The 22394-nt window shown below is 34.8% G+C and carries 22 protein-coding genes, 1 tRNA gene and 1 pseudogene; 20 read left to right on the plus strand and 4 right to left on the minus strand.

What is annotated here, in order from left to right:
- The first annotated feature begins 105 nt into the window (after positions 1-105).
- The 12 genes from MKY69_RS03470 (at position 106) to MKY69_RS03525 (ending at position 11078) form a co-directional block, all read left to right on the plus strand.
- The gene (locus MKY69_RS03470; RefSeq protein ID WP_340790969.1) at positions 106-393 is read left to right on the plus strand and encodes a chorismate mutase; all 288 of its coding nucleotides are present in this window, start codon (positions 106-108) and stop codon (positions 391-393) included.
- Complete coding sequence (locus MKY69_RS03475; protein WP_003106446.1) at positions 380-1609, plus strand: chloride channel protein; 1230 nt, start codon at positions 380-382, stop codon at positions 1607-1609. Before MKY69_RS03470 ends, MKY69_RS03475 begins: the two co-directional genes overlap by 14 nt.
- Positions 1610-1768: 159 nt before the next feature.
- Positions 1769-2116: a 50S ribosomal protein L19 gene (rplS, locus tag MKY69_RS03480; RefSeq protein WP_003102436.1), complete on the plus strand. Its 348-nt coding sequence runs from the start codon at positions 1769-1771 to the stop codon at positions 2114-2116.
- A 682-nt stretch (positions 2117-2798) separates the two neighbouring features.
- Positions 2799-3479 (plus strand): hypothetical protein, encoded by a 681-nt coding sequence (locus MKY69_RS03485; protein WP_003106447.1) that lies wholly within the window; start codon positions 2799-2801, stop codon positions 3477-3479.
- 61 nt (positions 3480-3540) lie between these two features.
- A tRNA-Arg gene (locus MKY69_RS03490) sits at positions 3541-3612 on the plus strand.
- Positions 3613-3674: 62 nt separating this feature from the next.
- Complete coding sequence (locus tag MKY69_RS03495) at positions 3675-4889, plus strand: FtsW/RodA/SpoVE family cell cycle protein (RefSeq protein ID WP_004234345.1); 1215 nt, start codon at positions 3675-3677, stop codon at positions 4887-4889.
- Positions 4890-4975: 86 nt separating this feature from the next.
- Entirely contained in the window at positions 4976-5536 is a 561-nt protein-coding gene (locus MKY69_RS03500; RefSeq protein ID WP_003104906.1) for an HAD-IA family hydrolase, read from the plus strand.
- Positions 5537-7489, plus strand: coding sequence for a DNA topoisomerase (ATP-hydrolyzing) subunit B (gyrB, locus tag MKY69_RS03505; RefSeq protein WP_003106448.1), 1953 nt, complete (start codon positions 5537-5539; stop codon positions 7487-7489). It begins immediately after the preceding gene.
- 140 nt (positions 7490-7629) lie between these two features.
- Positions 7630-9354, plus strand: a complete 1725-nt coding sequence (ezrA, locus tag MKY69_RS03510; RefSeq protein ID WP_340790971.1) for a septation ring formation regulator EzrA — start codon at positions 7630-7632, stop codon at positions 9352-9354.
- A gap of 98 nt (positions 9355-9452) precedes the next feature.
- Positions 9453-10100 carry a phosphoserine phosphatase SerB gene (gene serB, locus MKY69_RS03515; protein ID WP_003104464.1) on the plus strand — a complete coding sequence of 216 codons (648 nt, stop codon included), beginning with the start codon at positions 9453-9455 and terminating at the stop codon, positions 10098-10100.
- 1 nt (position 10101) lies between these two features.
- Complete coding sequence (locus MKY69_RS03520; protein ID WP_004234339.1) at positions 10102-10533, plus strand: VOC family protein; 432 nt, start codon at positions 10102-10104, stop codon at positions 10531-10533.
- Complete coding sequence (locus tag MKY69_RS03525) at positions 10533-11078, plus strand: DUF1697 domain-containing protein (RefSeq protein ID WP_003102762.1); 546 nt, start codon at positions 10533-10535, stop codon at positions 11076-11078. The genes MKY69_RS03520 and MKY69_RS03525 overlap by 1 nt, the downstream gene beginning before the upstream one ends.
- 20 nt (positions 11079-11098) lie before the next feature.
- On the opposite strand, the gene MKY69_RS03530 is transcribed toward MKY69_RS03525, so the two are convergent.
- Entirely contained in the window at positions 11099-11542 is a 444-nt protein-coding gene (locus MKY69_RS03530) for a YueI family protein (RefSeq protein ID WP_003106454.1), read from the minus strand.
- Between the two features lie 221 nt (positions 11543-11763).
- Here MKY69_RS03530 and eno point away from each other — a divergent pair, with 221 nt between their 5' ends.
- Positions 11764-13071: a surface-displayed alpha-enolase gene (gene eno, locus MKY69_RS03535; protein WP_003104921.1), complete on the plus strand. Its 1308-nt coding sequence runs from the start codon at positions 11764-11766 to the stop codon at positions 13069-13071.
- Positions 13072-13154: 83 nt separating this feature from the next.
- On the opposite strand, the gene MKY69_RS03540 is transcribed toward eno, so the two are convergent.
- The gene (locus MKY69_RS03540; RefSeq protein WP_002360751.1) at positions 13155-14114 is read right to left on the minus strand and encodes an IS30-like element IS1062 family transposase; all 960 of its coding nucleotides are present in this window, start codon (positions 14112-14114) and stop codon (positions 13155-13157) included.
- Between the two features lie 238 nt (positions 14115-14352).
- Between MKY69_RS03540 and MKY69_RS03545 the strand changes: the two are divergent.
- Positions 14353-14993 (plus strand): annotated as a pseudogene (locus tag MKY69_RS03545) (TIGR00366 family protein); the annotation flags it as partial.
- Between the two features lie 183 nt (positions 14994-15176).
- On the opposite strand, the gene MKY69_RS03550 reads toward MKY69_RS03545, so the two are convergent.
- Positions 15177-15434 (minus strand): LysR family transcriptional regulator, encoded by a 258-nt coding sequence (locus MKY69_RS03550; protein ID WP_196755765.1) that lies wholly within the window; start codon positions 15432-15434, stop codon positions 15177-15179.
- 115 nt (positions 15435-15549) lie between these two features.
- Between MKY69_RS03550 and MKY69_RS03555 the strand changes: the two genes are divergently transcribed.
- Positions 15550-16740, plus strand: coding sequence for an acetyl-CoA C-acetyltransferase (locus tag MKY69_RS03555; protein WP_340790972.1), 1191 nt, complete (start codon positions 15550-15552; stop codon positions 16738-16740).
- A 93-nt stretch (positions 16741-16833) separates the two neighbouring features.
- Here the strand turns inward: MKY69_RS03555 and MKY69_RS03560 are convergent, their stop codons facing one another.
- Positions 16834-17508: a helix-turn-helix transcriptional regulator gene (locus MKY69_RS03560; RefSeq protein WP_003106457.1), complete on the minus strand. Its 675-nt coding sequence runs from the start codon at positions 17506-17508 to the stop codon at positions 16834-16836.
- 165 nt (positions 17509-17673) lie between these two features.
- On the opposite strand from MKY69_RS03560, the gene MKY69_RS03565 reads away from it, so the two are divergent.
- The 5 genes from MKY69_RS03565 to MKY69_RS03585 all read left to right on the plus strand — a co-directional run bounded on the left by MKY69_RS03565 (position 17674) and on the right by MKY69_RS03585 (position 22345).
- Entirely contained in the window at positions 17674-18033 is a 360-nt protein-coding gene (locus MKY69_RS03565) for a RidA family protein (protein ID WP_340790973.1), read from the plus strand.
- A 36-nt stretch (positions 18034-18069) separates the two neighbouring features.
- Positions 18070-19092, plus strand: a complete 1023-nt coding sequence (locus MKY69_RS03570) for a PTS sugar transporter subunit IIC (protein WP_340790974.1) — start codon at positions 18070-18072, stop codon at positions 19090-19092.
- A gap of 460 nt (positions 19093-19552) precedes the next feature.
- Complete coding sequence (locus MKY69_RS03575; protein ID WP_003106460.1) at positions 19553-19876, plus strand: hypothetical protein; 324 nt, start codon at positions 19553-19555, stop codon at positions 19874-19876.
- Positions 19866-21866 (plus strand): V-type ATP synthase subunit I, encoded by a 2001-nt coding sequence (locus tag MKY69_RS03580; RefSeq protein WP_003106461.1) that lies wholly within the window; start codon positions 19866-19868, stop codon positions 21864-21866. The genes MKY69_RS03575 and MKY69_RS03580 overlap by 11 nt, the downstream gene beginning before the upstream one ends.
- Positions 21866-22345, plus strand: a complete 480-nt coding sequence (locus MKY69_RS03585) for a V-type ATP synthase subunit K (RefSeq protein WP_003104626.1) — start codon at positions 21866-21868, stop codon at positions 22343-22345. The genes MKY69_RS03580 and MKY69_RS03585 overlap by 1 nt, the downstream gene beginning before the upstream one ends.
- Positions 22346-22394: the final 49 nt, after the last annotated feature.

Below are 22394 nucleotides of genomic sequence, written 5' to 3' on the forward strand. Positions count from 1 at the left end.
AGATAATCAAATGTTAGTAGCCTAATTGCTTTATGAACGAATTTGTTTTTAAGGTGTTAAGTCACTAACCTTTTTTCTTGAGCAGAAGTAAGTTAGAAGGACACAATGGAATTAGAAGAAATAAGAAAAGAAATTGATTTGGTCAATGCAGACCTGCTTAAATTAATTGAAAAGCGGATGGACTTGGTCCAACACGTCACTACTTATAAGCGTAAGCATCAGTTGCCAGTTTTGGATGCATCGCGCGAGCAATTCATCCTAAAAGAAATTGGTAATCAAGTGAAAAATCAGGACTATAAGGAAGCTGTGATTGCGACCTTTGCAGCTATTATGGCAGCCTCTAGGAATTATCAGGAAGGCGCAATTAAGGGAGGCAAAGATGCTGAAAGCTAAGCTTCTCTCTATTAAGGATAGCTTAATCTTAGTGGTCTTAGCTTTAGGGATTGGTTTAGTGGTTGGTGCTTTAGACTTCGTTTTTGGTTCTGTACTTTTGTTAGTCTCGGATTTTAGGACTGAGCATCTAACCATCTTGCTACCGTTTTTAGCTGGAGCTGGACTCTTAACGGTTTTTCTCTACCATAAATTTGGAGGTAAGGCTAGCAAGGGGATGAGTTTAATTTTCCTTGTCAGCCAGGGAAAAGAAAAAGAAATACCTTTAGTTTTGATTCCACTGATTATGTTCTCGACCTGGATGACCCACCTCTTTGGAGGTAGCGCTGGCCGTGAAGGTGTAGCTGTTCAATTAGGAGCGACGGTTTCCCATTATTGCCATTCTTGGTTAAAAGTGGAGAATAGCTCGCGCATATTCTTGGCAATTGGTATGGCAGCCGGTTTTGCGGGTTTATTTCAAACCCCATTAGCAGCTATCTTCTTTGCATTTGAAGTCTTAGCAATGACACATTTTGCCTTCTTTGCATTATTTATCCCTGTAGCTGTCGCTGCTTATACAGCCTCTACGATCTCTCATGCTCTAGGACTGGAAAAATTCTCTTTTATCATTAAGGAGACAGTAGCTCTTAGTCCGATAATGATTGGTAAATTGGTATTACTAGGATTAATCTTTGGTCTAGCGGGTAATCTTTTTGCTTATACTTTAGGGAAAGCAAAGACATTTTTCTCAGAGAAGTTATCTAACCCATATCAAAAAGTTCTAGTTTTAGGTATAGTTGTGACAGTTCTTGTTTTCGTTTTACATTCAGGTCGCTATAGTGGACTAGGTACAAACTTAATAAATATGTCTTTTTCTGGTGAGACGATTTATTCCTATGATTGGTTCTTAAAAATAATGTTAACAGTTCTTACCATTGCAGCAGGCTACCAAGGGGGAGAAGTGACTCCACTCTTTTCTATTGGAGCTAGTCTGGGTGCCCTTATAGCGCCATTATTTGGCTTACCAGTTTTCTTGGTAGCAGCACTTGGCTATTCTGCAGTATTTGCCAGTGCGACAAATACCTACTTAGCTTCTGTTTTTATTGGATATGAAGTCTTTGGATCAGAAAATATGATTTCTTTTCTGATTGTTGTATTGATTGCTACCTTACTTAATCAGAAACATAGTATTTATGCCAATCAGGAACTCTTAGAGGTAAAAAATAAATTTCAAATTTAAAGCAATTTTTGATTAAATTTTTTTAATAAAATAGACTGTGAAGTTTCTTTACAAGTTCTCTTGAATATGATAAAATACTCTTTGTGTGTAATGGACACATATAAATAAGCTAATCCGCTGAGACAAGTACTTAAGATTGGTAAGATAGGAGAATATAAAATGAATCCATTAATCCAAAGCTTGACTGAAAGTCAACTTCGTACTGACATCCCTACATTCCGCGCTGGTGACACTGTTCGCGTTCACGCGAAAGTTGTCGAAGGAACTCGCGAACGTATCCAGATCTTTGAAGGTGTAGTTATTGCACGTAAAGGTCAAGGGATCTCAGAAATGTACACAGTTCGTAAAATTTCTGGCGGTATCGGTGTAGAACGTACTTTCCCAATCCACACTCCACGTGTTGATAAAATTGAAGTAGTTCGTTACGGTAAAGTCCGTCGTGCTAAACTTTACTACTTACGTGCATTACAAGGTAAAGCAGCACGTATCAAAGAAATCCGTCGTTAATTCAAGATACCAAGGGCGTCTAGAAATCGACAGAAAATTAGGAAACTGCCGCTGTGACATAGTCACAAGGCAGTTTTTCTATTTTCCGAGATTTCAGCCCGGGTTCAGTTCATTATGATGAAAAGGTCGTTAAGCAATCACAGCAAAAATAGGAGTTTTGACGAAGAAAGTTTACTTTCTAGGAAAAACTATCTTTTTTGCCAAGATTGTAGGATTTATTCAAATACAGGATTTGAGGACTCCCACAGTGGAGTCTTTTTTGTGTCAATAGACTCAAAGACATTGTGAGGTTTTTGAGACAGAATTAGTCCAGTGAACAAATTCTGCCTGAGCTTGAAAAAGGGAAAGCAAGGGAAGAGCGAGTTCAACTAAAACACACTTGATTTCAAGTGTGTTTTTTTTTCCGAGATTTCAGCCCGAGTTCAATTAAGGATACTGAGCCAGCCTGAAATTTTCGAATAAAACATAAGCAATACTGATGAAGATAACAGACTTCAAAGTCACTGCGAGATTTTTGATATAGAAATAGTCAAGTAGATGTATCTGCTTAAGATTGAAAATAATAGAGTGAGGTTGTAGTGGGGAATCTTTTAAAAAGAAAACTAATTGTTTTGTTTTTAAGGTATTAAATAATGACACTATGATAAAATAGAATAACAAAACAAACAATTTGAGGATAAAGATGAAGATTTCAAAAGAAAATGCACCTAATGTCATGTCTGACTTAAGAAAAGAGATTGTACGTATGCCAGATATCATCCGTCAATGTTCCGGTATATATATTTATGGCAGAAGGATTCGATCAGTTTTGTTTAGCACAGATGTTTCGGTCATTGCCAACCATAATGCAGATGCAATTTTAGCTGTGTATCCTTTTACACCTACTCCAACAATTCTAAAAAGTATTATGTTGGTTTCTTCTGTTCCGGTTTTTGCGGGAGTTGGTGGTGGCTTAACAACGGGCTACCGTTCTGCAAATATGAGTTTATTCTCAGAATCAGAGGGTGCTTATGCTGTAGTTGTTAATGCACCAACTAAGGTCGACACGATAAGTCACATCGAAGAAATTATTGATATTCCAATTATCTATACTGTTGTTTCAGAAGAGACTGATATTAAAAGTCGAATTGAAGCGGGCGTTGACATATTGAATGTTAGTGGAGGTGTAAATACTCCAACTATTGTACGGAAAATTAGAGAAGAGTTCCCAGACTTTCCAATTATGGCGACTGGTGGACCAAGCGAGGAAACTATTCTTGAGGTAATTGAAGCTGGTGCCAATGCGATCACTATAACGCCACCAACCAATGGGCAACTATTCCGAGCAAAAATGGAAAAGTACAGAGTAAGTCAAAAAGACTAAAGACTAGTCCTTGCAATTCCCAAATTTGTAGGCTAAAATAGATAAGGTAATTATACCTTATGACCCCTTAGTTCAATGGATATAACAACTCCCTCCTAAGGAGTAGTTACTGGTTCGATTCCAGTAGGGGTCATCAAAAGAGACCATCTTATTGGTCCTTTTTTCATTTAATTGTATTGAGAAAGCAGGTGTAAGATGTTTGGAAAACGAAGCAAATTAGATAACAAAATTGATTATGGCATTGTATGGCCAGTATTTTGTCTAATCATCATTGGCCTCTTTTCAGTTTACGTGGCCACTTTCCATGATTATCCTCATAATGTGACCAAAGTAATGATGCAACAAGTCCTATGGATTGGTTTTGGCTCATTATTTGCATTTATTTTAATGTTTTTTAGTCGTAGTTTATTATGGAAATTGACGCCTTTTTTGTATTTGTTGGGGCTTGGACTTATGGTACTACCATTAGTCTTTTACAGTCCTCAGCTAGTCGCGGCGACAGGTGCTAAAAACTGGGTAACAATTGGATCAGTTACTTTATTTCAACCCTCAGAATTTATGAAAATCTCTTATATTTTAGCTTTAGCAAGATTCACTGTTTGGTTTAAAGGAAAGAAGGAAAGAAATCAGTTTTCTGATGATTGGAAATTAATTCTATCTTATGTCTTAATTACCATACCAGTAATGATTTTGTTAGCTTTGCAAAAAGATTTAGGTACCGCAATGGTCTTTATAGCTATATTAGCTGGGGTAGTATTAGTCTCTGGAATTAGTTGGTGGTTTATTTTACCTTTACTTGGTCTCTTTCTATTTGCAGGATTAGCTTTTTTCATGATATTTTTCCTTCCACAGGGAAAAGAATTTCTGCTCAAAATAGGGATGGATACTTACCAAATCAATCGTATATCGGCTTGGTTAACGCCATTTGATTTTTCTGAGACAATTGCTTATCAGCAAACACAAAGTATGATTTCAATTGGTAGTGGTGGCTTTTTCGGAAAAGGATTTAATCATATTGATTTGCCGGTTCCAGTAAGAGAAAGTGATATGATTTTTACAGTTATTTCTGAAAATTTTGGTTTTCTTGGATCAGCCGTCCTACTTATTCTTTATTTGTTACTGATTTATAGAATGTTGCGACTTACTTTGGCTTCAAATAATTTATTTTATACTTATATTTCAACTGGTTTTATCATGATGATTTTATTCCACATTTTTGAAAATGTTGGAGCGGCTGTCGGTATTTTACCATTGACTGGGATTCCTCTCCCATTTATTTCACAAGGTGGGTCATCATTGATCTCAAATCTCATTGGTGTTGGCATAATTCTTTCAATGAATTTCCAACATGAACTCGGTCTGGAAAAGCAAAGTCAAGCTGAACTTCGTCGTTCACTAAAATATGATTAAAAGCTGGGGCTTGTCATGTGAACAAGCTCCTTTATTTTTGCGTCATATACTATAAAAATACAGCAAAATATGTTATAATAAAGGGTATGAATTATAAGGATTATATTTGGGATTTAGGTGGAACTCTCCTTGATAATTATGAGACTTCGACTACTGCATTCCTAAAAACTTTAGAACAATTTAATCTTTCCGCCAGTCATGATGCTGTTTTTTCAAAATTGAAAGAATCGACAGCGACAGCCATCGCTACATTTGCTCCTTATGAGCCACGATTTTTGCATTTTTATAAATTAAATGAAGCGCAAGCATTGGCCAAGCCTGCTTGGAAAAGTGGAGCAGAAGAGTTACTAAAAAATGTTGTAGCAGATGGAGGACGGAATTTTTTAGTCTCTCATCGTGATAAACAGGTGGTTTACCTTTTAGCTCATGCTAATCTTTTACAGTATTTTACTGAAGTTGTGACATCTGAAAATGGTTTTAAAAGAAAACCAGATCCAGAATCTATTTATTACTTAAAAAATAAATACGAAATAACAAATGCCTTAGTTATCGGTGACAGGGAAATCGATAAACAGGCAGGACAAGCTGCGGGTCTTAGTACTTTACTTGTTCAAGAAAATCAGTCCCTTTTGGAGATAGTTAATTAAATGGTTGAAGATATTAAACAGTCAAATGATAAAGCTCAAGAATATGATGCTAGTCAGATTCAAGTCTTAGAAGGATTAGAAGCCGTTCGGATGCGTCCTGGGATGTATATTGGTTCAACATCTAAAGAAGGACTTCATCACTTGGTTTGGGAAATTGTCGATAACTCAATTGATGAGGCCTTGGCAGGGTTTGCTAGTCATATTGAAGTATACATTGAAGAAGACAACTCAATAACAGTTGTCGATGATGGGCGTGGTATTCCAGTCGATATCCAAGCTAAGACAGGTCGTCCTGCTGTTGAAACTGTATTTACTGTTTTACATGCTGGAGGTAAGTTTGGCGGTGGCGGTTATAAGGTTTCAGGTGGGCTCCATGGTGTTGGATCATCAGTTGTTAATGCTTTATCATCTCAGTTAGATGTTCGTGTCTTCAAAAATGGTAGCATTCATTATCAAGAGTTTAAACGTGGAATCGTTTATGATGATTTGAAAATTATTGGAGAAACGGATTTAACAGGAACAACAGTTCACTTTACTCCGGACCCAGAAATTTTTACAGAAACAGTTGAATTTGATTTTGAAAAGCTTGCTAAGCGTGTCCAAGAATTAGCATTTTTAAACCGTGGATTACGAATCTCAATTGCCGATAAACGTAATGGAATTGAACAAGTCAAAGATTACCATTATGAAGGTGGTATCGCTAGCTATGTTGAATTTTTAAATGAGAAAAAAGATGTTATTATCGAACATCCTATCTTTACTGATGGAGAGATGGATGGCATTGCTGTCGAAGTTGCGATGCAATATACAACAGGCTATCATGAAAATGTAATGAGTTTTGCCAACAATATTCATACACATGAAGGTGGAACCCATGAACAAGGTTTTAGAACTGCCCTAACACGTGTTATTAATGATTATGCTAAAAAGAATAAGATTCTCAAAGAAAATGAAGATAACTTAACTGGTGAGGATGTTCGTGAAGGATTGACTGCTGTTATCTCTGTCAAACACCCTAATCCTCAATTTGAAGGACAAACTAAAACAAAATTAGGTAACTCAGAAGTTGTTAAAATTACTAATCGATTATTTAGTGATGCCTTACAACGATTCTTACTTGAGAATCCACAAGTTGCCCGTAAAATCGTAGAAAAAGGAATTTTAGCTTCGAAAGCTAGAATTGCTGCAAAACGTGCACGTGAAGTAACGCGAAAGAAATCTGGTTTAGAAATCTCTAATTTACCAGGTAAGCTAGCTGACTGTTCATCAAATAATGCCAGTCAAAACGAACTATTTATCGTCGAAGGAGATTCTGCTGGAGGTTCAGCAAAATCTGGTCGTAACCGTGAATTTCAGGCAATTTTACCAATTCGTGGTAAAATCTTAAACGTGGAAAAAGCAACAATGGATAAAATTCTTGCTAATGAGGAAATCCGCAGTTTATTTACAGCGATGGGAACTGGTTTTGGTGCAGAATTTGATGTAGCTAAAGCAAGATATCACAAGTTAGTTATTATGACTGATGCCGATGTCGATGGTGCTCATATCCGTACACTTTTGTTAACTTTGATCTATCGCTTTATGAGACCAGTCCTTGAAGCCGGTTTTGTTTATATCGCACAACCACCAATTTATGGTGTGAAGGTTGGTAGCGAAATTAAAGAGTATATTCAGCCTAGTACTAACCAAGAGGAACTTTTAAAAGCTTCTCTTGAAAAATATAGTGTAGGTCGTTCAAGACCAACTGTACAGCGTTATAAAGGTCTTGGAGAAATGGACGATCACCAATTATGGGAAACTACCATGGATCCGGAACACCGCTTAATGGCTCGTGTAACAGTTGATGATGCTGCAGAAGCTGATAAAGTATTCGACATGTTAATGGGTGATCGTGTTGAGCCAAGACGTGAGTTCATTGAGGAAAATGCGGTCTATAGTACGCTTGATATTTAGTCAATTTTACTTTGAAAAGCGCTTTAAAGTATGTTATAATCGTAACGTTATAATGTATTTAATATAAAATTTAATAAAGGGCGTTTGATGGTATTTTAAAATGGCTATCTTCAATCGCAAAACATATTAAGGAGAATAGGATGTCAAGCGGAATTATCTTGCTGATTGTAGCGATAGTCTTATTAGTGATTATTGCTTACCTAGTTGGCGTAATTATTCGTAAAAGAAATGATTCGTTTATTAAAAATTTAGAAGAAAGAAAACTAAAACTTTTTGGTTTACCTATTAACGAAGAAATTGAAGAAGTAAAATCACTACATTTAATAGGACAAAGTCAAACATCTTTTAGAGAATGGAATCAAAAATGGGTTGATTTAACAATGAACTCATTTGCAGATATTGAAAATCATCTATTTGAGGCAGAAAAACTAAATGATACTTTCAATTTTATTCGTGCTAAACATGAGATAATTAATGTAGAAAGTCAATTGGACTTAGTTGAAGAAGATATTACTTCAATTCGTGAAGCACTTGGCATTCTGAAAGAACAAGAAGAAAAAAATAGTGCTCGCGTTACGCATGCCTTAGATTTATATGAGCAATTACAAGAATCTATTAATGGTAATATAGGAAAATATGGAAGTACTAAACCTGAAATTGATAAGCAAATGAAGAATATCGAAACTGAATTTTCTCAATTTGTGACTCTTAATTCATCAGGTGACCCAGTTGAAGCCTCTGAAGTTTTGGATAAAGCTGAAGAGCATACAATTGCTTTAGGCCAAATTACAGAACAGATTCCAGAAATTGTAGCGAAACTAGAAGAAGACCTTCCTGAGCAAATGGATGATTTGGAATCTGGTTACCGTCGTTTACTCGAAGAAAACTATCATTTTCCTGAAAACAACATTGAAACGCGTTTCCAAGAAGTTCGTGAAGCAATTCGCAGTAATGCTGATGAATTAGTAACTTTAGATTTAGATCGTGCACGAGAAGATAACGAACATATTCAAGAACGTGTTGATGCATTGTATCAATTATTTGAACGTGAAATTGTTGCACATAAAAATGCTCTTAGAGACAGTAAAATTATTCCTAAGTACATAGCACACGTTCGAGAAAATAATGACAAACTTAAAAATGAATTATCACGACTTGCTCATAAGTACATTTTGAATGAAAACCAAGCACTTTCCGTCAAAGGTTTTGATAAAGATATTACTAAACTTGAAGAGTCAACTTTAGACAATGCACAAAGTTTTGGTTCTCAAGAAGTACCTTTTTCAGAATTAGAAGTGATATTTGATAAAGCTCTTAAAACACTTTCAGCAGTTGAGTCTGGTCAGTTGGATGTCTTTGAAGAAATTAAAGGCATTGAAAAGACAGAAGAATCTGCTCGGAGAGATATTGATATTTATGTAGCACAATTACATATGATCAAACGTTTTATGGAAAAACGTCATTTACCAGGTATCCCACAAGATTATTTAACTGCATTCTTCACAACAAGTACACAACTTGAAGCCCTAATGGATGAATTAAGTAAAGGTAAAATAAATATTGAAGCTGTTGGTCGCTTAAACACTATAGCTAAATCTTCTATTGCGAACTTAGAAGAATATAGTTATCAAGTCGTTCAAAATGCAACGTTAACTGAACAATTATTACAATATTCAAATCGTTACCGTAGCTTTGAAGCTGGTGTTCAAAATTCATTTGAAATTGCTATGCATTTATTTGAAGTTGAGTATGACTACCAAGGATCATTTGATGAAATATCATATGCTTTGGAAACAGTTGAACCTGGTGTAACAAGTCGTTTTGTTTCATCATATGAAAAAACAAGAGAATATATTCGATTCTAAAAAAACTTGAGTGGTACACTCAAGTTTTTTATTTTATTGCAGGAGATGAAAATTTCTAGTAAAATATATTAAAAATCTATTCTAGTAAGGAAGATATTATGGGAAAAATTTTAGGACTCTTTGTTATGGATGTCGATTCAACTCTAGTTAAAGAAGAAGTGATTGATTTATTAGCACAAGAGGCTGGTTTTGGAAAAGAGGTAGCACAAATTACAGAACTAGCAATGAATGGTCATCTGGATTTTGAGGCAGCCTTGAAAGAGAGGGTTGCTTTATTAGAAGGACTACCCTTATCAATTTTTGATAAAGTTTATCAGTCCATTCATTTCAATAGTGGCGCGCAGGAACTAGTGAATCAATTACATGATCAACAGTATAAAGTTGGTCTGGTTTCTGGTGGTTTCCATGAAACAGTGGATCGTTTAGCTGATGAATTGGGTATCGATTATGTCCACGCCAATCAACTCGCTAATAAAGATGGTAAATTGACAGGAGAACTTGAAGGTCCAATAGTTACAAAAGAGGTGAAATTACAGAAATTACAAGATTGGGCATTAGAAAATAACTTAAATTTATCCCAGACTGTCGCAATGGGTGATGGGGCAAACGATTTACCTATGATAAAAGCTGCTGGGATAGGCATCGCTTTTTGTGCTAAACCTATTGTTCAAAATCAAGCACTCTATCAGATTGATGTTCCTAATCTAATGGAAGCCTTAACTATTATTAATAAGGAGAGAGGTTAGGATGAATAGAATTAATCTTATTTGTTTAGGTGTTAGAGATATGGCTAAAAGTGTCACCTTTTATCGAGATGGTCTAGGTTTTGAAACAAAAGAAACTGCAGATTCTCCAAATGTCATATTTTTTAATAATGCAGGAACCAAGCTAGAACTTTATCCAATTGATTTACTCGCGGAGGATTTTGGCCATAGTCTTCCTACGTTAGAAGCTAATCAATTCAATGGAATGACACTTGCCTATAACACCACATCTAAAACTGAAGTTTATGCTATTTTTGAACTTGCTTTAAAAGCAGGAGCAAGGATTTTAAAAGAGCCACAAGAGGTTTTTTGGGGCGGTTTCCACGCTTATTTTGCAGACCCAGATAACTATGTTTGGGAAGTTTGCTGGAATCCAGGGATGCCTTTTGACGACAATGAAATGGTGATAATATAGTGGACTTTATACTCTTATTAAGAGGGATAAATGTCGGTGGCAATCATTCTGTAAAAATGGCAGAGCTAAAGGAGAACTTAACTAACTTAGAACTAGACAATGTTACTTCCTATATTAATAGTGGTAATCTCTTCTTTTCAAGTTTAGAATCCCAAGATGCTTTACAAGTAATGTTAGAATCTTATTTTAAAAATAACTATTCCTTTGATATTCCATTTTTACTGATTAGTCAAACTGACTATCAAAAAGAATTTGAAGCACTACCGGAATGGTGGCAAGAAGACTATTTTCGAAAAAATGCTTTATTTTTTTTACCTAATACCAAAAATGAAGATATTGACAATTTTCTTGAAATAGCTAATTTTAGTCAGGATGAGTTAATTCATATTGGGGAATTTGCTATCTATTGGATAATAAAAAAAGAAGGGGCCTATCCCCAATCCTTCTATCATACTAAATTCATTAAAACCAAACTATATAAACTAGTCAGCATTCGCAATTTCAAAACTGCCTACTACCTAGCCTTTAAACAAAAACACAAATAAAAGAAGCCGAAGCTTCTTTTTTATTTTCCGAAAATATTATCCCAAAAACTAGCTTTTTTTTCTTTAGGAGGTGTTTCATCTTTTGGTAGATTATCAGCAATTGAAGTTTGATTCAGGTTAACTGCATGGTCTGTATGCAGAACAAGCGCAAAAGGAGAGGTAGCACTGGTTTCGTCTATTATAGTTGAAGGAATACCCTTTTTGCTAGCTAACTTCATAAAGAACATTTGATATTCAGAATCTAAGTCGGCTGATAATTTAAGTGATAAAGGAGAATAGTCTTTAACATAAGAAGGCAATAAGCGTTCAAATTCATTCTTAGCAATTTCTTCTTCAATGCCGACCAAGGGGATAGTTAATAAGACACGTTCAGCATAAGTGCCTAAATAGTAGCGTTGTTGATCAGGATCAAGTCTATTTTCACCTAATGCACCTTTTAAAATCTTATGATCTAATGACTCCATAGTAGCCTCCTTAATCCATTTAAGTTCATTATACTGATTTTTAAAAGAAAAAGCCATTAAAACATGTATTTGTAAGGATTTGAAATATTATTGAAAACTATAAAACATTTGCATGAAAACGAATACAAATTTTCATAATGGCTGTTTTTAAGTTGAAAATACTAGTACTTTGTGGTATTATTAACATGTAAAAAATTAAAACTCATAAGGAGAGTATTATAATGTCAATTATTACTGATGTTTACGCTCGCGAAGTCTTAGACTCACGCGGTAACCCAACACTTGAAGTAGAAGTTTATACTGAATCAGGTGCTTTCGGACGTGGAATGGTTCCTTCAGGAGCATCAACTGGTGAACATGAAGCAGTTGAACTACGTGACGGTGACAAATCTCGTTATAACGGATTAGGAACTGAAAAAGCAGTTGACAACGTAAACAACATTATCGCTGAAGCTATCATCGGTTTTGATGTACGTGATCAACAAGCTATCGACCGTGCTATGATCGCTCTTGACGGAACTCCTAACAAAGGTAAATTAGGTGCTAACGCTATTCTTGGTGTTTCTATTGCCGTAGCTCGTGCTGCTGCAGACTACCTTGAAGTACCTCTTTACAACTATCTTGGCGGATTTAACACTAAAGTACTTCCAACTCCAATGATGAACATCATCAATGGTGGATCTCACTCAGATGCTCCAATCGCTTTCCAAGAATTCATGATCATGCCTGTAGGTGCTACAACATTTAAAGAAGCTCTACGTTGGGGTGCTGAAGTATTCCATGCTCTTAAGAAAATCCTTAAAGAACGTGGTCTTGAAACAGCTGTTGGTGACGAAGGTGGATTCGCACCTAAATTTGATGGCACTGAAGATGGTGTAGAAACTATCCTTAAAGCTATCGAAGCTGCTGGATATGAAGCTGGCGAAAACGGAATCATGATTGGTTTCGACTGTGCGTCATCTGAATTCTATGATAAAGAACGTAAAGTATACGACTACGCTAAATTTGAAGGAGAAGGCGGAGCAGTTCGTACTTCTGCAGAACAAATTGATTACCTTGAAGAATTAGTTAACAAATACCCAATCATTACTATCGAAGATGGTATGGATGAAAATGACTGGGATGGTTGGAAAGCTCTTACTGAACGCCTAGGCGGACGTGTTCAATTAGTTGGTGACGACTTCTTCGTTACAAACACTGAATACTTAGCTCGTGGTATCAAAGAAGAAGCTGCTAACTCAATCCTTATCAAAGTTAACCAAATCGGTACTTTGACAGAAACTTTTGAAGCTATTGAAATGGCTAAAGAAGCTGGATTCACTGCAGTTGTATCTCACCGTTCAGGTGAAACTGAAGATTCAACAATCGCTGACATCGCAGTTGCAACTAACGCTGGACAAATCAAAACTGGTTCATTATCACGTACTGACCGTATTGCTAAATACAACCAATTACTTCGTATCGAAGATCAACTTGGTGAAGTTGCTCAATACAAAGGTATCAAATCATTCTATAACCTAAAAAAATAATTTAACTATTTGATTTAGATTATCTTAGATAATTTGAAAAGCACTAATTTTAGAATTAGTGCTTTTTTTGTTTATATTAATTGTCAAATTAAGTTAGACAATTCCTCTTTGCATATGTGACTCAAGAATACTTCTATTGGTGTTTTATAGTTTAATGATTTTCGAGGGATATTATTTCTTTTCGATGCAATAGATTGGATAAAAGATTCATCAACTTCGTTGAAATCCATTTGCTTTGGTAAACCATCTTTACGTAATAAACCATTAGAGTTTTCATTTAACCCTCTTTGTGATGGTGTACCAGGATCTGCAAAATAGATATCAATATCATTTATATTACTGATTGATTTCCAATTTGAAAATTCCTTTCCACAATCAAAAGTCATTGATTTGAATAGATGCTTAGGTACAGATTGCATCCATTGGTTCAAACGATTTTCAATATCTATAGCTCGTCTGCCTTCTGGCTGAAGAGTGATGATTACTTTAGATAATCGCTCAACGAGGGTAATAACAGCACTTTTGTGCTTTTTACCCACAATAGTATCCCCTTCAAGGTGGCCAAATTCTTGATTGAATTTAGAATAATCATTTCCTCTGTCACGAAGTGATCGACGAAAAGATTGTTTTCCCCGAGTTTCTTTGTGTCCGTTGGCTTTACGTTTTCCTTTCATAGGTAGGTGAGTCACTTCAAATACGCCTTGTTTAAACATACGATAAAGTGTACGCATAGAACAAGAAATAGAAAACTCTGCACGGCCAACAATCACATCAGGTGTCCAACCTTGAACAACCCTCTTTTGAATATATTCTGTTTGTTCATCTGATAAGACAATAGGACGTCTGCCACAGCGAGTTTTATTCTTCTTGTATTGATTGAAATAATCTAGAGCATTGTGCCCTGTTTTGAAAAATTGGTAAACTTTATGAATCGTTTGTCTAGATCTATTCAATAGTACTGCGGTTTTAGCTACAGATTGATGATTATTATAATACGCCTCTATCATTGCAAGTTCATTTGATGTAAGATGGGTATAGGTCATTTGTCTTCACTCCTTATAATTCTTTTGCGGGAACTATCTTGAGTGTAGCACAAATGACTTTTTTATTTGTCTAGCTTAATTTTACAATCGGCGTTATTTAATACAGGAATATATTTTCATAACTATGAAGTATAGAATGAATAAGATACTGAAATTTTCAAAAATATGAGAACGGTTTTATTATTAAGTAATCATTGAAATAACAAAGCATGATAACTTTTCACTTCTTGAGTGACTCATAACTTTAATATTAACTTTTTTAGTTGTTATGATGGCATTGACTAAAGCACCTTTAATAAGTGATAAGAAGGCGGGTGGAATTACCTTTGGTTGGGTAAATGATTTCTCGGGTTTCTTATTTTTTGCAATGCAAATGACTATTTTGTTAGTAACAGGAAATGCTGTTGCCAGCTCACCATCTGTCCAGTTATTTCTTAAAGCACTGGCGAAAGTTCCGATTACAAGTACACAGATTATCATTTTCTCCGTTCTTGTGAGCTCTATTTTGGGATTTTTACATTGGGGCTTGAAAATGATGGTTGCTATTGTTCTTGGTAAGGAATTACTTGTACAAGCTCGTTTTTAGGGGAATAAGGTTGTTTGTCTCAACCCTATTCTTTGGGATGTCGGGAGGAGCTGCCGTTTTATATGATGCAACTCCCAATTACTTAAAAAATAGGGTTGCAAAATCCTATAAAAATTTGGTTCTAGATATTGTTCCTCTAACTGAGTCAGTTCTCAATTTACCTTTTATCAGCTTTTTTTGTGGTATGCATGGTGATTCCTATTTGCTTTGCCTCTTTTGCTCATCCAAAGGAGAACAGTAAAATCATTGAACTTGATGAAGTGATTTATCAAAAAAGTTTAAACTCTGGTACTCTTTATTAACTTCTTTCAAAATTAATTTCTTCTGCAATTCATATGATCCGACTTTAATTATGGTAAACTTAATATCTGGGATATTTTCGATTAATAAAGGAATTAGTTCAGAAAAGACAATACCAGATATCAATTCAGATATACCAAATGTGGTTTGTTCTTTGTATTTCTTAGAAGCAATCCTTAAAAAGCTGTTAATTGTTCGTGAGATGAAATGACTAGTTTTGCATTTTCATAAAATCTTTCCCCAATACTGGCTAAACCAACTAATCTACCTTTTTTCCGAAAAAAAAGGGTTATGTCTTCCTCAAATTCAATTGTTTTTATATAATTACTAAGGGCAGGTTGTGAGTTGTGACACCTGGCAGTGGCCTTGGTTAAGTTATAATTGCAAATAACAATTTTTATAAAATAGATTAGATTGATAATGTTCGTAAACACCTTATCTTTAATAAATTTTTGTGATATCTATTATAACCAAACTATAGCCATAATTAATACCAATAATTACATAATATAAATATAAGCGTTTCATTAATAGAAAAAAGGAGTATATATGTCAAAAGAAGTAGTTGTCGTTTCAGCTTTAAGAACCCCAATTGGAAACTTTGGAGGTGCCTTTAAAACTGTTTCAGCCGTAGATTTAGGTACGACAGTAGTTGAGAAAATTTTACAAGATACAAAAATTGCTCCTGGTTTAGTGGAAGAAGTTATTTTTGGAAATGTCCTACATGCAGGATTAGGACAAAATGTTGCAAGACAGATTGCAATTTATGCCGGATTGCCTGTTACCACGCCAGCCTTTACCTTAGATATGGTTTGTGGTTCTGGATTAAAGTCCGTGGAATTAGGTGCCCTAAAAATTCTTTCTGGTGATGCTGAGGTTGTTATAGTTGGTGGTACAGAGAATATGAGCCAGGCTCCATATGTCATTACTAACCAAAGATGGGGCTCACGAATGGGCGAATCCAAGGTCGTTGACACCATGATTTCAGATGGTCTGAGTGATGCTTTTAATAACTACCACATGGGAATTACTGCTGAAAATATTGCTCGACAGTACAATATAAGTAGAGAGGAGCAGGATCAATTTGCTTTAAATAGTCAACTTAAAGCAAAAGTAGCTATTGAATCAAACCGTTTTAATGAAGAAATAGTTCCAGTAAGAGTTCCTCAACGTCGTGGAGAGAATCTGATAGTTGATCAGGACGAGTACCCAAGAACAGATAGTAGTCTTGAAAAGTTAGCAAAATTACGTCCTTCTTTCCTTAAGGAAGATGGTACTGTAACTGCAGGTAATGCATCTGGTATCAATGATGGTGCTGCAGCTTTATTACTTATGAGTCGAGAAAAAGCTGAACAGTTAGGCTTGCCTATTTTAGCGACCATTCTGAGCTCAGCTAGTGCGGGTGTAGAACCAAGTCTAATGGGATGTGGTCCAATCCCTGCTAGTCGCAAAGCTCTAAGTAAAGCGAATTTAAAAATGGAACAAATTGATTTGATTGAAGCAAATGAGGCTTTCGCATCGCAATCTCTTGCAGTTGCAAAAGAATTAAATCTTGATCCAGAAAAAATCAATGTTAACGGCGGAGCAATTGCCCTTGGGCACCCAATTGGGGCTTCTGGTGCACGTATCTTAGTGACCTTGATTTCCGAAATGAATAAACGTGATGTAGAATATGGACTTGCAACTTTATGTATCGGCGGTGGTCAGGGACAAGCTGTTATTGTTCAAAAATCTAAATAAAAATCATATTATGTCTTGCTAATGTTTGGGTTACAATAGATATTAAAAAGACTTCTAAACTATTAGAAGTCTTTTTCTTTTAAGTATTCGTAATCAATCCATTTCAACTTTTTTTAGATAACGATAAACACTAGGTTCAGAGATTTTTAATATCTCAGCAACCTTGGAAACAGCTCCTTTGAGTTGGAAGACACCTTTTTCAGATAATTTAGTTACAATTTCAATTTTGACATCTTGACTTAATTGAATGTTTTGATTAATAAGTGAAGGGTCAATAATTTCACTAATAATATCTTGGATATTGTTAGATAAAACTTCAACTGTTTCTTCTTGGGTCATAGTCGTTGCTTTTTGAGTTAAATCAGGAATCAGTTGACCTAGGTCTAAATTAGCCAATGATAAAACATTTGCAGCTATATTTTTATAAGCGGAAATGTCCAAATTAATACATAACATACCTTCTAACTGTCCCTGATCATTTTTTATAAAATAAGTTGATCCACGGACTTCCTTATTTTCAGGGCTAACAATTGCTTTATAATTTGTAACATAGTCCTTTTCTAAATAAACCTTTTTATTTATCAAATCTAAAGCAAAAGTAGTAAGAGGGGAATTCTTTGTTCGACCACTAATATGATTATTGACAATCTCACCAATATAAATATCATCTTCATCAATCACATGAAGAATAATTTCATAATTTTTTCCTAAAACACCACTTAAAAATGCAATAACAGTTTTCCAATGATTTAATTGTTCACTTTTCATGTTGATTTTCCTTTACAGCTCTGTTACTTATATAGTAATATATTTCCTCCTAAAAGACAAACAATAGTTATCGTGATAATAAAAAATTATTAAAATGATAAATTTTTATTGACTATGTATCCGATTTCATGTAAAATTTATTTATATCAAAAAGTAGGTTCATTTATGAGTGAGTATCCCAATCCAATTGGGCCATATTCTATTTCCAGAATTGAATGGGATATCCTATATCTTTCTAGTCAATTACCAGTTAATCCAGAAACTGGTAATGTATCCAGTGATTTTAGAGAGCAGTGTCGACAAGCCTTCACAAATATTAAAGGTATTCTACAAGAAAATAATCTTGATTTGAATGCAATTTTTAAACTAACGATATATTTAAATGATATATCACAATTTAATCATTTAAATGAAATCATGTTGCATTTATTTGAAAAGCCTTATCCCACACGAACAGTTGTTCAAGTGGCTGCATTCCCATATGATGCTTCTATCTGTATAGAGGCATGTGCAAAATTATTATAATAAAAAATTTTATTAAAGAATGGTGGAAAATCTTTTATGGACATTATTATTGGTACAGGTCTTCTTTTACTCGTTTTAGCATTATTTTCTCTTTTTAACTATAAAGCACCTCATGGTACTAAAGCAATGGGTGCGCTTGCGGCAGCAGCTTGTGCTTCATTTTTAGTAGAAGCATTTCAAGACTCTTTTTTTGGACAAGTTTTAGGATTTAAGTTCCTAAGTGAAGTTGGTGCTGCTAATGGATCAATGGGAGGTGTGGCAGCAGCTATTTTAGTTGCTATTGCAGTAGGTGTAACACCAGGTTATGCAGTGTTAATTGGTCTTTCAGTAACTAGTTTTGGAATTTTACCAGGTTTTATAGCTGGTTATTTAATGTCATTTGTTGTTAAATGGATGGAGAGAAAAATTCCCGGTGGTTTAGATTTAATTTCAATTATTGTTTTTGCTGCACCAATGACAAGACTTATTGCTAAAGTAATTTCTCCAATAGTTGATAAAACACTTTTAACAATTGGTGAAATCTTAACTTCAACTGCCCAAAGTTCTCCAATAATTATGGGGATTATACTTGGAGGAACAATTGTTGTCGTAGCAACAGCTCCATTATCTTCAATGGCTTTGACAGCTATGCTAGGACTCACTGGTATTCCAATGGCTATCGGTGCCTTATCAGTATTTGGTTCTTCATTTATGAACGGTGTCCTATTTTATAAACTTAAGCTTGGTGAAAGAAAAGACAATATCGCATTTGCGATTGAACCTTTGACTCAGGCCGATGTAACTTCAGCTAATCCTATTCCAATATATGTAACCAACTTCTTTGGCGGAGCAGCATGTGGTGTGTTAATTGCTTTGATGAGGCTTGTAAATGACACGCCAGGAACAGCCACTCCGATTGCAGGATTTGCAGTTATGTTTGCATATAACCCGATGGTAAAGGTTTTAATTACAGCAGTGGGCTGCATCATCTTAAGTCTACTAGCAGGTTACTTAGGTGGCGTTGACTTTAAAAACTTCAAAGTAATTACAAAACAAGAATTACAAGCTATGGATCATTAAGAGCAGAAAGCTTATCAATTAAAATATTAATGAAGACTTAAACCGGATATTAAGTTAATCAAAAAAATAAAAAAATATACAACTTAATATGCAAAAGCTTACTTTTTTTAGAAAAAAGGAGTATTGTATACTTATAAATATCGTACAAGACAAAGAATTTTAGACAGTGTCAGGTCAACTAAAAACGAAACAAATAAATAGTATAATTTTATACAATTTATGTAAGGATTAAGTGCGTGAATAATTGGCTTGTCTTTACAAGCTCCCAAATGAGTTTGAACCAAATTTTTGAGATGATCAGTGATCCAAACTTTATGGGATATCGCATGGCAGAATGAGTCTGCCGGATTTCCCTAAAATTTGGGTTTTTAATTTTTTTGAATGGCATATCAAAAATAAATTCTTACTTAAATTTAATTGGTGAATTTTAAATTGAAGTCTTGTAAGAAAGGAGAAATCTATGTCTCAATCAATTTTGACAGAAATGACAAGCATTGAAGCTGAAGCAAAAGCAATCAGCGATAGCTTTTTACAAAAGAAAAAAGACTACAAAATTCAAAAAAATGAAGAGATTACAAAGTTGAAAGCTACCTATGATGTCGAAATTCAAAATGCTTTAACAGAAAAAGAATTTGACTTAATCAATCAGCTGAAACTTCTGGAAAGCAAAGTGCTAAGTACTCAAGAAATGAATAAAGAAAAAGCTGAAGCTATTATGAAGGATAATAAAGAAACCATTATCAATCAAATAGTAGACAAGGTGGTAAGTACCTATGGCTATTAGTCAAATGAGAAAAATTTCTTTTCTATTTAATAAAGAGATTTTAGATGATTTACTAGTGACACTGCAAGAATTGGAGTCGGTTGAAATAAGAGATATCAGTCAGTTAGATTCTTGGAAAAGCGCTTTCGAAAGTCAAGAGGTTACAATTCCTCAAGTTAAGACTAATAATTTGATGGGTGAAAGTCCGATTAGTGAACATGATTATTTGCATGTATTACAAACAAGGCAAGCAGAGCTAGAAAAATTAATAGCCTCTCTTTCAAACTTTTTACCTAAAGAAAGTAAAATTTCAGCATTAAAAAAAGGGAAGCAAACTGTCTCGCTAGAACAATTATTTGCAGAGGATGCTGATAAAAGATTTAGTTTAGTCCAAGAACTATTAACGCAAAGAATCAATAAGTTAGAGAATGTTAACAAAAAGATATCTGAGTTGAAAGCATTAAATGCAATTCTCTCTAAATGGCTTCCACTGAAAACCTTACCCATCCAACTTAGTCAATACCAATTTCTTCAAGGAGCAATCGGCACAATACCAAATACTGCTGATGGCAAAATTTATGAGCAGTTAAAAAAGAATTCGCAAATGGTTTGTGAAGAGATATTTCATGATGAAACTGAAATTGGATTGTTACTTTTTTGGAATAAGGAAGATGAGGTTAATCTTGAGGAATACCATTTTCTCTCTCTCGACTATCAGGAATCAAAATTGCCTGAGGAAGTAATAAAAATTAATAATGACAATCTTGCAAAACTAGAAAAAGAGAAAATTGCCTTAGAAAGTCAATTAGGAACTTCTGGGCAGGAATTACTGCAATTACAAATAGCTACTGATGCTGTTATTGATACTTATAATCTTCATCAATCAAAATCTAAAATGGCTAGTACTAGCCACTTGGTGACAATCCAAGGATGGAGTGAAACTCAGTCAATAGCTAGAGTTAAAGAAGTCCTCACTAAAAAATTTGGTCAAGCTATTATGATTGATGACCAAGAAGTTACAGAGGCAGATTGGGAAAAAGTACCAATTAAACTTAAGAATCATCCACTAATTAGTCCATTTGAATTGATTACGGAGATGTATGCTTTACCAAAATACAATGAAAAAGATCCAACCCCATTTTTAGCACCATTTTACTTTACCTTCTTTGGAATGATGGTAGCGGATTTAGGTTACGGCTTACTCTTGTTTGTAGCTACTTTCTTAGCTTTGAAACTCTTTTCATTGCAAGAAAAACAAAAACGTTTTTTATCATTTTTCAATATCTTAGGACTTGCTGTTTCACTTTGGGGTCTGATTTATGGCTCGTTTTTTGGCTTCAATCTTCCTTTTGCAATATTATCCACTCAAACTGATGTCATGTCAATATTGATATTATCCGTTATATTCGGATTCATCACAGTCATAGTTGGACTGGTATTGGGTGGTTTACAAGAAGTAAAAATGAAAGATTACGGTGAAGCCTATCGTTCAGGATTTGCTTGGTGTTTCATCTTAATCGGCTTACTATTGATTGCAATAGGTTTAGCAATACCAAAATTTGTTGGTTTATTAATTATAGGTAAATGGTTAGCAATAATTAATGCCATTGGTATTGTGATTGTGGCTGTTGTTAAAGCTAAGAGCCTAAAAGGGATTGGTTCAGGCCTGTATAATCTTTATAATATCAGCTCCTATATTGGAGATTTGGTTTCTTTTACCAGACTGATGGCGCTAGGATTATCAGGGGCGAGCATTGGTTCTGCATTTAATTTAATTGTTGGGATTTTTCCTCCAGTCGGTAGATTTACCATTGGGATTATCCTATTTATCTTATTGCATGCTATAAATATCTTTTTATCACTCTTGTCAGGATATGTTCACGGGGCAAGATTAATGTTTGTAGAATTTTTTGGTAAATTTTATCAAGGTGGCGGGCAGGCTTTTCAACCACTTAAATATTCAGAAAAGTATCTTAAAATTAATAGAGAAGAACAATTGGAGGAAAAATAATGGAAAACTTAGCATCATATTTTGCAACTCACGGAGGCGCTTTTTTTGCAGCTATGGGAATTGCTATCGCGGTCAGTTTGAGTGGTATGGGGTCAGCCCATGGGGTTGGTAAGGCAGGACAAGCTGCAGCAGCGCTTTTAAAAGAAGAGCCAGAAAAATTTGCCTCAGCTTTAATATTACAGCTTTTACCAGGTACACAAGGTTTGTATGGATTTGTTATTGGTATCTTGATTTGGTTGCAATTAACACCAGATTTGTCTCTAGAAAAAGGAGTAGCTTATTTCTTTGTAGCACTTCCAGTAGCAATTGTTGGTTATTTTTCAGCTAAACACCAAGGTAATGTTTCTGTTTCAGCAATGCAAATTCTTGCCAAACGTCCAGAGGACTTTATGAAAGGTGCCATTTTGGCAGCTATGGTTGAAACCTATGCTATTTTAGCCTTTGTTATTTCCTTCATTTTAACTCTTCGTGTTGGTTAATAGGCCTAACTTTTATGAAAATAATACAAGAACTGAAAGAAGGCTTGAA

This window comes from Streptococcus sp. FSL R7-0212 (assembly GCF_038007985.1).
GTDB lineage: Bacteria > Bacillota > Bacilli > Lactobacillales > Streptococcaceae > Streptococcus > Streptococcus parauberis.